Origin of the sequence: Mycobacterium sp. E740, assembly GCF_001672895.1 — a bacterium.
GTDB lineage: Bacteria > Actinomycetota > Actinomycetes > Mycobacteriales > Mycobacteriaceae > Mycobacterium.
On record NZ_LZKP01000044.1, the window covers coordinates 1 to 13348 of the forward strand.

Here is a 13348-nt window from a genome sequence, read left to right on the forward strand (position 1 = left end):
CCTCGGCGGCGAACGCGGCCGTCTGCTCGTGGCGGGTGTCGATCAGCCTGATGTTCTCCGCGCGGCAGCCGTCGTAGAGAGAGAACAGGTGCCCGCCCGAAAGCGTGAAGACGGTGTCGATCCCGCTGGCCCGCAACCGCCGGGCGATCAGATGTCCCGCGTTGACCGCGCAAGGCCCTGGAGCGTCGCTGCTCATATTCGGAGCATAAATGGGGGGTGCCCACTCCCCAGGGAAAGCCGTAGGCGTGCTGTCGATCACGCCGACGCGAGGCCCCACGCGGTAGGTTGCGCGGGTGGAAAAGTTCGTCCCGTCGCTTGACTGGAACAACGAGCTCTGGCAATCGCTGTGGTGGATCGCCCAGTGCTGGGTGGCCGCAGCGGTCGTCACGTTGATCATCCTGGTGCTGATCGCGCAGTTCACCGGCTGGGGACGGCAGTTCTGGCGGATCACCGGCGGCTACTTCACCGGCGCCGAGAGCGTGAAAGTCTGGCTGTGGCTGGGGCTGATTCTGCTGCTCGTGGTGGCCGGCGTGCGGATCGAGGTGTTGCTCAGCTACCAGAGCAACGACATGCTCACCGCCTTCCAAGCGGTGGCGGCGGGTCTGGGCGCCGGCGACGAGGCGACCCGGCAGTCGGGCGCGGACGGTTTCTGGCTCTCGATCATGGTCTTCTCGATCCTGGCCGCGCTCTACATCGCGCGGCTGCTGCTCGACATGTTCTTGATGCAGCGGTTCTCGCTGCGCTGGCGAGCCTGGCTGACCGACCGGCTCACCGGCGACTGGCTCGACGGCAAGGCCTACTACCGCGCCCGGTTCATCGACGACCGGATCGACAACCCGGACCAACGCATCCAGTTCGACATCGACATCCTTACCGCCAACAACGGCCCGCTGCCCAACGTGCCGTACTACGGCACCGGCAACACCTTGCTGTTCGGCGCGATCAACGCGGTGATATCGATGATCTCTTTCACCGCGATCCTGTGGAACCTGTCCGGGCCGTTGACGATTCCGCTCATCGACTACGAACTGCCGCGCGCGATGTTCTGGATCGGGATCGCGTTCGTGGTCTTCGCGTCGGTCATCGCGTTCTGGATCGGCCGGCCGATCATCTGGCTGTCGTTCCGCAACGAGAAGTACAACGCGGCCTTCCGGTATGCGTTGGTGCGCTTGCGCGACGCGTCCGAGGCGGTCGCCTTCTATCGAGGCGAAAAGGCCGAACGTTCCGCGCTGCGCAAGCTCTTCGATCCCGTCGTCGCCAACTACAAGCGTTACGTCGCGCGGTCCCTCGGATTCAACGGGTGGAACTGGTCGATGGGCCAACTCATCGTGCCGCTGCCCTACCTGCTGCAGTTCCCCCGCTTCTTCAGCGGCGAGATCACCCTCGGTGCGCTCAACCAGTCGGCGTCGGCATTCGGGCAGATCCAGGGCGGGCTGTCGTGGTTCCGCAACGCCTATGACCTGTTCGCCGGCTACCGTGCCGCGATCATCCGTCTCGACGGGCTGGTGACCGCCAACCAGGAGGGCCGGGCGCTGCCGGAGATCACCACCAAGCCCTGCACCGACGGGACCGTGCAACTCGACGACATCGAGGTCCGCACCCCCGACGGCAGACAACTCATCCGACCGCTGGATCTGCGCCTGGAGGTGGGCGACTCGCTGGTGGTCACCGGTGAGTCCGGCGTCGGCAAGACGACCCTGCTGCGCAGCCTCGGCGAGTTGTGGCCGTATACCTCCGGCACGCTGACCCGGCCGTGCGGACCCAACGAGACGATGTTCTTGTCCCAGTTGCCCTATGTCCCGCTGGGCGATCTGCGCGCTGTCGTGAGCTACCCGAACGAGGAAGGCGCGATCGACGACCAGACGCTCAAACGCATGCTGCACAGCGTCGCGTTGCCCCATCTGGAGAGCCGCCTCGACGAGGTCCTCGACTGGGCCAAGGTGCTCTCTCCCGGCGAGCAGCAGCGCATCGCGTTCGCGCGCATCCTGCTGACCCGGCCGAAGGCGGTGTTCCTCGACGAGTCCACGTCCGCGCTCGACGAGGGCCTGGAGTACCTGCTCTACGACCTGGTGCGCACCGAACTGCGGGACACGATCCTGGTGAGCGTCAGCCACCGCAGCACCGTCGAGCAGCACCACACCCACGAACTCGAACTCCTCGGTGATGGCGAGTGGCGGTTGAGCCGCATTGCCGGCGGCGAACCGGTCGGGGTCTAACGCTTTGCCGCGTGCGCGCCCGCGCGCCTGCCGAAGAAGGAACCCTCGCCCAGTTGCGTTCCGCTGGCGTAGCCCTTGCCGTCCTGGGCGATGTTCGAGGCGCACGCCCCGGCCGCGTACAGCCCGGGAACGGCCGAGCCGTCCTCGCGGAGCACCTCGCCGTCGATCGACACGGCCAGCCCACCCATCGTGAACCCGGAGTACATCGCCCGCCCCAGTGACAGGTCGAACACCGCGTAGGGTCTTTTGTCCTGTGCCGCAACGTAATCCGGCTGCTTGTGGAAGTCGGGGTCCGCGCCGCCGGCGGCATGCTCGTTGTACCGGTTCAACGTCGACACGAGGTTGCCCTGCGGAATGCCGAGCGCCGCTTCGACTTCCTCGATGGTCTCCCAGCCGTCGAGGAACTTGATCAGCGGCATCTCCGGCATCTCCATGTGCGCCTCGTCGACGATCAGGTACGCCGTCTGGTCGGGCTGCTCCAGGACGAACGCCGACGTGCGCGAGTGGTAGGAGTCCTCGGCGACGAACCGCTTGCCGTCCTTGTTGACGATGATCCCGGTCAGCAGGATCTCCGGCGGGTACGCGGCGGCGGTGATGAACAACTGGTCCAGGCTCTCGGCGACGCCGCCGGCCGAGACGCCCAGCAGGATGCCGAGACCGTCGTCGTTCGGGTTGCCGAGGATGTAGGGCTCGACTTCGCCGTGGTGCTTGGTCTTTCGCTTCTGGCCGAGCGCCGGCGTGTACTGCGCCACCATGTCCGGGTTCATCGCGAACCCGCCCGCGGCGATGACGACGGCCTTGGCCCGGACTGCGCCCGTCTCGCCGAAGTGCTTCCACTGCACCCCGACGACGGCGCCGTCCTCGACGATCAGGTTGGTGGCCCCGGTCTCGTACCGGATCTCGACGCCGAGGTCGGCTGCCCGCTTGACCAACAGATCGATCACCAAAGCGGCGCCGCCCAATTCGCCGGGTACCGGCACCGAATGCCCACGCGGGGCCGGCCTGGCCTGCTCGCAGAACGGCCACACCTTCTCGTTACCCGTGTAGGACAGCCCCTCGGTGCCGGGTGGGACCACCACCTTGCCCGGGTAGAAGCTGCGCTCGAACTCGAAGCCCAGTGCTTCCAACCACTCGAAGTGCTCGACGCTGCCGTCGCAGTACGCGCGGATCTTGTCGTGCTCGGGTTCGCGCGACATCGCGACGAGGTACTTGTACATCTCCTCCGGGCTGTCGTCGTGGCCCGTCGCCTTCTGCACGGCCGTGCCGCCGCCGAGATAGAAGTGCCCGCCTGCCATCGAGGTGGTGCCGCCCGCGTCCGCCGCTTTCTCCAGGACGAGGACCCGCGCGCCGGCCGCCGCGGCGCTGACCGCTGCACAACCGCCCGCGATGCCGAAGCCGATCACGACGACGTCGGCTTCGTCGGACCATGCCGTCACGTCGGCCGCCGCAACAGTGTCGGGAATGTCGGTGTTCACTTCTGCTCCTGCTTGACGTGGTCGAAAAACGCCTTGATGTCGTCTGGGATGTAGGCGATCTCGACGTAGGGCACACCGGCGTCCACGGCCGAGACGTAGGCGAACTCCATGCCGCCCGGCATCACACCACGCTGTACGGCCTCGACTCCGCGTTCGGCCAACGCCGCCGCCACGTCATCGACCTCGATGCAGACGTGGTGCAGTCCTGGTCCTGCGGCGTCGAGGAACTCGGTGTAGATGCTGTCTCCGGAGACCGGCGCGATGAGTTCCAGCTGTGTGTCACCGGCGTAGCTCAAGGAGATGCTCGCGACGAAGTCGGCGGGTTCACCGCGCAAGGTGCAGGCCTCGGGCGCGAAGTGAACCTCGGGCATGCGCACCCATTTCTTCGCGCCCAACAAGGTGGTGAGCGCCTGTTCCGTGGCGTCGAGGTCCGGCGTCACCCACGCGATCTGGACAGGTGTCTGGGCATGCATCGCGTCGAGGATATCGCCGCCGCGGCGCGATGGCTAGAACGCGTTCTAGTTCTCGTTCAGGGCACTGAGACGCCGCCGAGGCTGGCGGATGTGGCGGAGATGACGTCTTCGCTCGCCTGCTGCCGCGCGGCGTGCCACGACACCGCGGCCGGATACTTGCCCCAGGTGCTGTTGAACATGCCGACGAGCACCGCGCGGTTGTCGGGCGTGACCACGTACACCGGGCCGCCGGAATCGCCCTTCTGGCTGACCACGCCGTTGGCCATCGTGAACCAGCCGTTGTTCACGGCCTCGACGTTTCCGCAGCTTTCCCCGGTCACCACACCGAAATGGCAGACCGGTTGCCCGGGCGCGGGCACGACACCGGGATCGGACACCAGCGCCCTGCCGCCGGGCAGGATGTTGTTCACCATGACATCGGGGGCCAGCGCGATGGCTTCCCAGTCGGCGATCTGGTGGTTGGTGTCCACGGTCGCGCCGTTGGGCGTGTTGTCGCGGAACACGGTCTGCATGCCGATGACGTTGCCGTCGCGGTCACGCACAGTTCCGCTGCCGCGGCAGTGTCCCGCGGTGAAGGCGATCCGTGCCTGCGGGTCGACGAAGCCCAGCGTGCACACGTTCGTGTCCTGGCGGATCTCCATGCCGGGGTAGACCGGGGCGCCCGGGTTCGCCTGCGCGGTCGAGGCGCCCAGCGTGACCGCACTGATCGGGACGGCCACCGCCGCCATCACGTGAATCCATGGTCGGCGCACTGTCGCCTCCGCTCTTGGGGCCGATGATCCCGTCACTTGCCCATCGGCAAAGATAACCGTCGCGTTACGCCCCGGCCGCAGTTTCGACACGGAAGCCGTTACCGAACGGCGCTCTATGCGATGACGGGCGCAGATTTCTCGACAGCGGCGCGACGTTGCGCGGGAGCCCAGCCGGGCGGGCCGAAGACGTAACCGAGTTTGTCGCGCCAGCGGCGCGACCGGCGCACGTCCCGGGCGATCGCCACGTACTCGTGGGTCTGCAGCGTCCAGATGTTGAAGGTGTCCACCTGCTTGGTCAACCCGTAGTGCGGGCGAACGGTCTCGGCTGCGAAGCTGCCGAAGAGGCGGTCCCACAGAATGAAGATGCCGCCGTAGTTCTTGTCGAGGTACTGCTGGTCGATGCCGTGGTGCACGCGGTGGTGCGACGGTGTGTTGAACACGAATTCGATTGGCCGCCAGAGCTTTCCGATGCGCTCGGTGTGGATCCAGAACTGGTAGATGAGGTTGATCGAGAAGCTGGCGAACACGATCCACGGCGGCACGCCGAACATCGGCAGCAGAGCCCGCAGGAATACGTCGCCGCTGATGTTCCACTTCTGCCGCAGCGCGGTCGCGAGGTTGAAGTACTGGCTGGAGTGGTGCGCCTGATGGGTGGCCCAGACCAGCCGCACCCGGTGCGCCATCCGGTGATAGCCGTAGTAGAGCAGGTCCACGCCGACGATCGCGATCACCCACGTGTACCAGGCGCCGGCCGGCAACTGCCACGGCGCGACGTAGACGTAGAGCGCGGCGTAGCCCAGCAGCGCGATGAAGTTCAGCACCCCGCTGGTGCCGATCGAGACGACGCCCATCCAGATGCTGGCCCACGCATCGGACCGCTGATAGGCACCTGCCGGTGCGCGTTCGGCCTCTTCGTGCGCGAGCCTGCCGGCGGCTGCCCACTCGATGACCAACAGGAGCAGGAAGAACGGCACCGCGAACGTCACCGGATCGTGCATCAGCGGTGGCAGCACATGCGAGAAGACTGCGCTCACGTCCACGTCAAACCTCCGCGCAAAGCATACGACTCAGCGGAAGCTGAGCACTTCATCGCCCCAGGCGGCGCGCACATCGCGGTCGAGGTCGTCGACCATCCGGTCATGGGCGTCGATGATCAGCGTGGAACGCTCCGGTGCGCGGTACGGCCGCCACACCGGGTCTCCGGCCAGACCTGCCGGTGTGCCGTCGACGGCGAAGTTCAGCCAGCGCCGCCGCATCCGCGCCGACACCGCCTCGCCTGCCTTGAGCCCCCCGAGCCGGAAGGTCGGGTCCTTCGGCCCCGCGATCAGATTGCCCCAGACGTAAGGCAGCTCCGTGGCGTGGGCAGCACCGAGTCGCAGCAGCCGCAGCATCGGGGTGGCGAAGTCGAACCGGTAGAGGTACACGGGTGCGACCTCGCGGTGGCCGTCGGCGAACCAGAGTGACGGCATCCGGAAACCGATGTCGCGGGCCACGCCCATGCCGACGGCTTTCCCGCGGCCACGGTAGGCCGCCCGGATCCGGTCCTGCTCGGGGAGTTGCAGATCCGGTTGCTCAGCGGCGATCTCGGCGAACATCGCCCGGATCGCCTTCGGGGTGATCGGCATCAGCGGCGATTTCATCCAGCGGAACAGCGCGGCTTCGTGCTTGTTGGTCCCGATGATGAGCGGGACCGGATGTGTGCGGCCGTCGCGGGCGAGCTGGACCGGGTGCGCCGGAACCACATCACCGTCGATGATCGGCGCGAACGCCAGCGTGCCCGGGGTACGCAGCGGGATGGCGTCGAACACGCGGCGGGAGGCGGCAAGCAACGCGGCCGTGGGCACCGACGTCAACCGGTCGGCGTCCTCGGGCGCCACGCCGAGCTCGTCGACGAACAGCGCCGCGACGCGCCGGGAGCGTTCGCGATCGTAGATGCTGGTCGCCGGTGAGCTCTGCGCGATCGCGGCGCCGAACAGACCTGACGCCGCGGGACTGGCCAACAGCGTGGTGATGATCCCCGCGCCCGCGGACTCACCGAATACCGTCACGCGCCCGGGGTCTCCCCCGAAACCGGCGATGTTGTCGCGCACCCACTGCAACGCGAACAGCACGTCGCGCAGGCCGAGGTTGGTGGCGAACTTGTCCCCCAACCCGGACAGGTCGAGAAAGCCCAGCGCGCCCAACCGGTAGTTCACGGTGACGATCACCGCTTCGCCGCCCGCCGCGAGCGCCCGCCCGTGGTACTGGGGCTGGGCCGACGAACCGATGACGTAGGCGCCGCCGTGCACCCACACCATCACGGGCTTTCCGGCGCCGGGAACGGTGTCCGAGGCCGTCCACACGTTCAGGGTCAGGCAGTCGTCGCCCTGCGGGGCACCGAGCTCCATCGGGAGCCGCGGATCGGTCGGCTGCGGGCATGCCGGGCCGACCTTGGTGGCGTCCGCCGGTTCGGTCCAGCGCCGGGGCGGCTCGGGTGGCCGCCAGCGCAGCTCGCCCGCAGGCGCAGCCGCGAACCGGATGCCCTTCCACACTTTGACGATTCCGTCGTCGATGCCGCGGACCGGGCCGTTCGTGGTGTCCACCACCAGTCCGGCGCCGGCGGTGCGCCTGGCGAGCGCGTGCTCGGAATCGGCCATGAGAACTCCTCGAATCGGCGAAAAGAGGCCATGCCAGGCTACGCGCGACATCCGGCAGGGCTAGCTTGTTCGCGTGCACAAGTGGGCGTTGCTGGGGGCCGCCATTGCCGCCGAGGTCGCCGCGACGCTGTCTTTGCGTGCCTCCCAGGATCATTCGGCGTGGCTGGTCGTGGTCGTCACCGGATACGTGGCGGCGTTCACGGCGTTGACGTTCGTGCTGCGCGCCGGCATGGCCGTCGGCGTCGCCTACGGGATCTGGGGTGCGATCGGAACCGCGGGCACCGCGGTGCTGGCGGCGGTCTTCTTCGGCGACCCGTTCACCTGGCCGATCGTGGCCGGCATCGCGCTGATCATCGGCGGCGTGCTGCTCGTCGAGATCGGCTCTCACCGCCCGGCGCCACACCCGTGATGTATTGGGCGCTGGCTGGCGCGATCCTGGTGGAGGTGTTCGCGACACTGTCGCTGCGCGCGTCGGACGGCTTTCGCCGACGCGCGTGGATCGCCCCGGTCGTCATCGGCTACCTCGCCTCGTTCTATCTGCTGTGGCTGACGCTGGCGCTGGGCATGCCGGTCGGCATCGCCTACGGCGTGTGGACCGCATGCGGCGTCGCGCTCGTCGCGGTCATCGCCCGCTTCGTGTTCGGCGAACCGCTGACCTGGTTGATGGCATTGGGTATCGCGTTGATCGCGGGTGGAGTGCTCACGATAGAGCTCGCGGCGGTCGCGCACTGAGCGCGCTCGCCAGCGCGACGACCATCAGCCCGGCGACCGGGACGGCGAGCAAGCCGGCCCGCAGGCTCGTCGCGTCGGCGATCACCCCGACCAGCAGTGGGGCGCCGAAGAACCCGATCCGCATCAGCCAGGTCAGCACGGTCAGGCCGGTCCCCGCCCGCAAGCCCGGGAGCTGGTCGGCAGCGTGCATGGCCGACGGCACCAGCGTCGCCACGCCCAGGCCGGCGAGCGCGAACCCGGCGATCGTGGCGGGTACGGACGGCAACGCCAGCGCCAGGCCCATGCCGAGTGCCGTCACCGCGCCACCCGCGCGTGCGACGGTCCCCTCCCCGAACCGGTCGACCAACCGGTCGCCCACCAGCCGGCCCACGAAGATGAAGGTGACGACGGCGAGGTAGCCCAGCACGGCGATCGGGCCGGGTGCGCCCAGCGAGTCGCGCAGATACAGGGTGGCCCACGAGTTGCCGGCGTCTTCGACGGTGGCCCCGGCGACGGCGATGACCACCAGCGCGACCAGCGTGGCATACACCGCCACGCCGGCGTCGCCGCCACCGCGGGCGCCCACGCCAGCGTCGTCGTGGTCGGGCCCGGGCAGCAGATAGCGGTACGCGGCGAGCACCACGGCGCCGCACAACACCGCCGCGAAACCGAGATGCACTGCTCGTGAGATGTTCAGCGCGATCGCGGCGGCGCCCATCGACCCGCCGAGGATCGCGCCGGCCGCCCACACCGCGTGCAACGAGTTGATGATCGAGCGTCCGTAGCTGCGCTGTACCCGCAGTCCGTGTGCGTTCTGCGCGACGTCGGTCACCGAGTCACACGCGCCGGCCAGGAACAGCGCGGCCGCGAACACCACCGGGGAGGCGGCGGCACCGGCAAGGACGACGAAAATCCCGATGGCGATGGTTCCGACGACTGCCACGCGGGAGGACCGGAACCGCCGGATGAGCGCGCCTGCGGTCAGCCCGGCGACCAATGCGCCCGCGGAGAACGCCGCGACCGCGGCGCCGTAGGCCGAGTTAGACAGCCCGAGATCGGTCTTGATCTCGGGATAGCGGGGCAGCAGGTTCGCGAAGATCATGCCGTTGGTCAGAAACAGCGCCGCGACAGCGACGCGAGCCCGCCGGGTCTGCGCCTCGGTCGTGCCCGGCCGGTCGGGCGCCATGCCGACGACCCTACCGAGATGCGAACGCACCGTGCAGGCAAGATGACGACATGACCGAACCCGCCGCGTCACTTGCCGAGTTGGCGCGACGCCACGGTGTCGCAACCGAATACGAGGACTGGGCAGGCAGGCGGGTCACAGTCTCCGAGTCGACGCTGGTCTCGGTGCTCGAGGCGCTGGGCGTGGCGGCCGGCACGGAAGACGATCGCGCCGCCGCGCTCGTCGCGCACGACCGCGAACACTGGTCGCGGCCGCTGCCCCCGACGATCATCGGGCGGGCCGGTGCGACGTCGTCGTTCTGGGTCCACGTCACGCATGGCGACCCGGCCGTGCCCCGAATCCACTTGGCGGACGGCTCGATCCGCGAGGATCTGCGTCAACTCGAAAACAACCGGCCGCCCTACGATTTGGACGGCCGATTGGTCGGCGAGGCGTCTTTCGAGTTGCCCGCGGACCTGCCCACCGGATACCACCGGCTGCACCTTCGGGGCTCAGAGGTCAGCTCGCTGGTCATCGTCTCGCCCGCGGCGCTACTGCCTCCAGCGGGCCGGCACTGGGGCCTGGCCACTCAGCTCTACAGCGTGCGATCTGAAAGGTCTTGGGGCATAGGCGATCTCACCGACCTGACCGATCTGGCCGTGTGGTCGGCGGCGCGTTACGCCGCCGACTTCATCCTGGTGAACCCCCTGCACGCGGCGGCGCCGGTCGCGCCGATGGAGCCGTCGCCGTACCTGCCGACCTCGCGTCGCTTCGTCAACCCGATCTATCTGCGGGTCGAGGCGATCCCCGAATACGCCTACGTCCGGCACCGCAACCGGATGCGCAAGGCGCACGGGTATCTGCAGTCCCGGGCCCGGCGCAGCGACCAGATAGACCGCGACGCGGTGTGGAAGGCCAAGCGCGTGGCGCTCGAGGCGGTCTACGCCGTTCCACGTTCGGCCGGGCGTGAACTGGCCTATGCCGCGTACCGGGAGCGCGAGGGCGACAATCTCGACGACTTCGCGACCTGGTGTGCGCTGGCCGAGCGCTACGGCGGCGACTGGCATCGGTGGCCACCAAAACTGCGGCATCCGGGGTCCGCAGCCGTCGCGAAGTTCGCCGCCGAGAACGCCGACGCCGTCGACTTCCACCGCTGGCTTCAGTGGCAGCTCGACGACCAGTTGACCGCGGCGCAGGCCACAGCGGTGCAGACCGGCATGAGCCTGGGCATCATGCACGACCTCGCGGTCGGCGTGGATCCCGGCGGTGCGGATTCGTGGGCGCTGCAGGACGTCCTCGCGCTCGGGGTCAGCGCGGGGGCGCCGCCCGACGAGTTCAACCAGCTCGGCCAGGACTGGTCGCAACCGCCGTGGCGGCCGGACCAACTCGAGAAGCTCGGCTACGAGCCGTTCCGCGCCCTGGTCAACGCCGTGCTGAGGCACGCAGGCGGCGTGCGCATCGACCACATCATCGGGTTGTTCCGGCTGTGGTGGATCCCGCAGGGCGCGCGGCCGACCGAAGGCACGTACGTCCGCTACGACCACGAGGCGATGCTCGGCATCGTCGCGCTGGAGGCGCACCGCGCCGGAGCCGTCGTCGTCGGCGAGGATCTGGGCACCGTCGAACCCTGGGTGCGCGCCTACCTGCGCGAGCGCGGCGTCTTCGGAACGTCGATCCTGTGGTTCGAGGCCGATCGCGACGGCGACACTGGTCCGGCCGGTGGCCCGCTGCCTGCCGAGCGGTGGCGCGAGTACTGCCTGTCGGCGGTGACCACCCACGATCTGCCGCCGACGGCCGGCTACCTGGCCGGCGAGCATGTCCGCCTGCGCGACGAACTCGGCCTGCTGACGCGCCCCGCCGACGAGGAACTGGCCGACGACCGTGAGCAGCAGAGCCGGTGGCTGGACGAACTGCGGCGCGTCGGGCTCCTCGACGACGAGCACGCCGGCGTCGCCGAGATCGTGGAGGCGCTGCACCGCTACCTCGCCCGCACGCCGTCGCGGCTGCTGTCCCTGTCGCTCACCGACGCCGTCGGTGACCTGCGCACCCAGAACCAGCCGGGCACCACCGACGAGTATCCGAACTGGCGGGTGCCGCTGCGCGGAGCGGACGGCGAGAAGCTGCTGTTGGAGGACGTTTTCGAAGACGCCAACGCGGCGCGCCTGGGCGACGTCATGCGCGCTGCGGTGCATCCGCCGATGTAACGCCGGCGGCTCTTTCTCCGGTTTCACATTCGTTACGGCTGCGATATGTTCGCAGCGCACCGGTCTAGGGAGATCACGTGAACAAGCTTGTTGCGCTCAGCGGCGGCCTCGTCGCTGTCGGGTCGGCCGCGTTGGTCAGCGCCGGTATCGCGATGTCTCAGCCGGCGGCCAACAACTTCAACGTGATCGGCGAGCCCTACGGCCAGGCGTTGCAGATCCTCAAGAAGCAGGGCGTCAAGGGCTACTTCGGCGGCTCGTTCGGCAGCGTGCTGCCGCAGGCGCAGTGCCTCGTCGACAAGCAGAAGGTGACGTCAGGTGGTCGGATCCTGCTGATGCTGGACTGCAGCCAGAAGGCGGCCGACCGACTCGCCGAGATGGCGCCCTCTGGTGGGCCCACGGTCGGCAGCAACGGCGTCACGACCGTGACGCCCACCCCGGTGGTGCCGATTCAGGGTGCCCCCGGCGCGGGTACGGCTCCGCCGGCCGGCTGACCGCTCACCCCTCCACCGTCTGCCGCAGCTGATTCAGCGTCTTGCTCATGTTGCGTCCGACCTGCCGTGCGGCGACTCGGTCGGCGATGAGGCCGAGGATGTTGCCCGCTGACTCATAGGACAGCCGGAACGTCACCTTGGTGCGCCCGTCGTCGGTCTCGCGCAGCCGGAACCGGCCGCGCTGCGACACCCCGGTGATGCCGATCCAGGAGAGCTCGCGGGGCGGATCGAACTCGACCACCTCGACCGAACCGCCGATCGGCACCGAGCCCACCTTCCAGTGCACCGTGTAGCGCGCGCCCAACCCGGGCGGTCCGTCGGTCAACGTCTCCCACCGCTCCAGGCTCGCCATGAACTCCGGATAACAGCCCGGGTCGCTGACCACCTTCCACACCCGGTCCCGATCTGCGTTGATGACGCACCGGCGCTGCACCCTCATCAGCCGAGCACCGGGAATCGTCGATCTGCCGCCAACCGGTCCACCCCCGCCTGCAGGCTCGTCAGCACCCGCTTATTGATCACGTCATCGTCTCCGCCCGCGATGTCCTCCGCGTCGATCGGCTCCTGCACCTCGATCGCGATCTTCGTCGGCAGCGGCAGGCGCGGCACCATGTCGCTGACGGCCAGACCCCACGGCGGCGCCAACAGGATCGGCACGCTCTTCAGCCGCGCCAACCGATCGACCATCAGCAGTTTGGCCAACCACTGGCCGCGGTCCAGGAAGAGCGCCGCTTCCTGGCCGCCCACACTGGCGACCGGCACGATCGGCACACCGGCCTCGCGGGCGAGCTTCACATAGCCCTTGCGCCCGCCGAAGTCCACCTCGTGCCGCTTCCACGACGGCCGGAACACCTCGTAGTCGCCGCCCGGATACACCAGCAGGGCCGCTCCGGAGCCCAGCGCCAGCGTGGCGTTGTCATGGTTGGCGGCGACGGTGCCGAACTTACGCAGCGAGCCCAGTCCGGGCATCGACACGACGAGGTTGTGGGCGAGCTGGTAGAACGGCCGTTCGACGCCGAAATACGAGCAGAACGCCAGCGTGAAGACGAACGTGTCGGGCGGCAGATTGCCGCCGCTGTGGTTGCCCACCAGCAACACCGGCCCGTCGGCGGGAATCCTGTCGAGGCCGCGGACGTCGGCGCGGAAGTACAGCGACGCCAACAGCCACAGGCCCGGCAACTGTTCGCGGATGTAGTCCGGGTCGCGCTGGTCGAGGTCGGCCTTC

At 68.6% G+C, this 13348-nt stretch carries 14 protein-coding genes; 5 read left to right on the forward strand and 9 right to left on the reverse strand.

Annotated features, from left to right (window positions below; genetic code table 11):
- The coding region (locus A5663_RS04375; RefSeq protein WP_255396147.1) for a thiamine pyrophosphate-binding protein at positions 1-196 on the reverse strand (196 nt) is incomplete at its 3' end.
- A 97-nt stretch (positions 197-293) separates the two neighbouring features.
- Between A5663_RS04375 and A5663_RS04380 the strand changes: the two genes are divergently transcribed.
- The gene (locus A5663_RS04380) at positions 294-2216 is read left to right on the forward strand and encodes an ABC transporter ATP-binding protein/permease (RefSeq protein ID WP_068144338.1); all 1923 of its coding nucleotides are present in this window, start codon (positions 294-296) and stop codon (positions 2214-2216) included.
- Here A5663_RS04380 and A5663_RS04385 read toward each other — a convergent pair.
- From A5663_RS04385 to A5663_RS04405, 5 genes are all read right to left on the reverse strand, one after another.
- A complete protein-coding gene (locus tag A5663_RS04385; RefSeq protein ID WP_068144344.1) occupies positions 2213-3691 on the reverse strand; it encodes an FAD-binding protein in 1479 nt (492 codons plus the stop codon). The genes A5663_RS04380 and A5663_RS04385 overlap by 4 nt on opposite strands.
- Positions 3688-4164, reverse strand: a complete 477-nt coding sequence (locus A5663_RS04390) for a VOC family protein (protein ID WP_068144348.1) — start codon at positions 4162-4164, stop codon at positions 3688-3690. The genes A5663_RS04385 and A5663_RS04390 overlap by 4 nt, the downstream gene beginning before the upstream one ends.
- A gap of 56 nt (positions 4165-4220) precedes the next feature.
- A complete protein-coding gene (locus A5663_RS04395; protein ID WP_197503290.1) occupies positions 4221-4892 on the reverse strand; it encodes a hypothetical protein in 672 nt (223 codons plus the stop codon).
- A gap of 137 nt (positions 4893-5029) precedes the next feature.
- The gene (locus A5663_RS04400) at positions 5030-5956 is read right to left on the reverse strand and encodes a sterol desaturase family protein (protein ID WP_231976675.1); all 927 of its coding nucleotides are present in this window, start codon (positions 5954-5956) and stop codon (positions 5030-5032) included.
- A gap of 27 nt (positions 5957-5983) precedes the next feature.
- A complete protein-coding gene (locus A5663_RS04405) occupies positions 5984-7552 on the reverse strand; it encodes a carboxylesterase/lipase family protein (RefSeq protein ID WP_068144354.1) in 1569 nt (522 codons plus the stop codon).
- Between the two features lie 73 nt (positions 7553-7625).
- Between A5663_RS04405 and A5663_RS04410 the strand changes: the two genes are divergently transcribed.
- Together A5663_RS04410 and A5663_RS04415 are read left to right on the forward strand one after the other, a co-directional pair.
- Positions 7626-7961: a multidrug efflux SMR transporter gene (locus A5663_RS04410; RefSeq protein ID WP_068144357.1), complete on the forward strand. Its 336-nt coding sequence runs from the start codon at positions 7626-7628 to the stop codon at positions 7959-7961.
- Positions 7961-8284, forward strand: a complete 324-nt coding sequence (locus A5663_RS04415; RefSeq protein WP_068144361.1) for a multidrug efflux SMR transporter — start codon at positions 7961-7963, stop codon at positions 8282-8284. Before A5663_RS04410 ends, A5663_RS04415 begins: the two co-directional genes overlap by 1 nt.
- Here A5663_RS04415 and A5663_RS04420 read toward each other — a convergent pair.
- Complete coding sequence (locus A5663_RS04420; protein WP_068144365.1) at positions 8253-9449, reverse strand: MFS transporter; 1197 nt, start codon at positions 9447-9449, stop codon at positions 8253-8255. The two genes, A5663_RS04415 and A5663_RS04420, sit on opposite strands and share 32 nt — an antisense overlap.
- Positions 9450-9499: 50 nt before the next feature.
- Between A5663_RS04420 and malQ the strand changes: the two genes are divergently transcribed.
- Together malQ and A5663_RS04430 are read left to right on the forward strand one after the other, a co-directional pair.
- Positions 9500-11632, forward strand: coding sequence for a 4-alpha-glucanotransferase (gene malQ / locus A5663_RS04425; protein WP_068144368.1), 2133 nt, complete (start codon positions 9500-9502; stop codon positions 11630-11632).
- A gap of 77 nt (positions 11633-11709) precedes the next feature.
- The gene (locus tag A5663_RS04430; RefSeq protein WP_068144370.1) at positions 11710-12123 is read left to right on the forward strand and encodes a hypothetical protein; all 414 of its coding nucleotides are present in this window, start codon (positions 11710-11712) and stop codon (positions 12121-12123) included.
- A 4-nt stretch (positions 12124-12127) separates the two neighbouring features.
- Here the strand turns inward: A5663_RS04430 and A5663_RS04435 are convergent, their stop codons facing one another.
- Complete coding sequence (locus A5663_RS04435; protein WP_068144374.1) at positions 12128-12562, reverse strand: SRPBCC family protein; 435 nt, start codon at positions 12560-12562, stop codon at positions 12128-12130.
- A partial coding sequence (locus A5663_RS04440) for a lysophospholipid acyltransferase family protein (RefSeq protein ID WP_068144377.1) occupies positions 12562-13348 on the reverse strand: 787 nt, incomplete at its 5' end. The genes A5663_RS04435 and A5663_RS04440, both read right to left, overlap by 1 nt.

What these genes read in the sequence shown, in the direction of transcription:
- A5663_RS04435 (WP_068144374.1), bottom strand. Translation starts at nt 12,562, where the DNA reads ATGAGGGTGCAGCGCCGGTGCGTCATCAACGCAGATCGGGACCGGGTG.
- A5663_RS04390 (WP_068144348.1), bottom strand. Translation starts at nt 4,164, where the DNA reads ATGCATGCCCAGACACCTGTCCAGATCGCGTGGGTGACGCCGGACCTC.
- A5663_RS04405 (WP_068144354.1), bottom strand. Translation starts at nt 7,552, where the DNA reads ATGGCCGATTCCGAGCACGCGCTCGCCAGGCGCACCGCCGGCGCCGGA.
- A5663_RS04420 (WP_068144365.1), bottom strand. Translation starts at nt 9,449, where the DNA reads ATGGCGCCCGACCGGCCGGGCACGACCGAGGCGCAGACCCGGCGGGCT.
- A5663_RS04395 (WP_197503290.1), bottom strand. Translation starts at nt 4,892, where the DNA reads ATGGCGGCGGTGGCCGTCCCGATCAGTGCGGTCACGCTGGGCGCCTCG.
- A5663_RS04415 (WP_068144361.1), top strand. Translation starts at nt 7,961, where the DNA reads ATGTATTGGGCGCTGGCTGGCGCGATCCTGGTGGAGGTGTTCGCGACA.
- malQ (WP_068144368.1), top strand. Translation starts at nt 9,500, where the DNA reads ATGACCGAACCCGCCGCGTCACTTGCCGAGTTGGCGCGACGCCACGGT.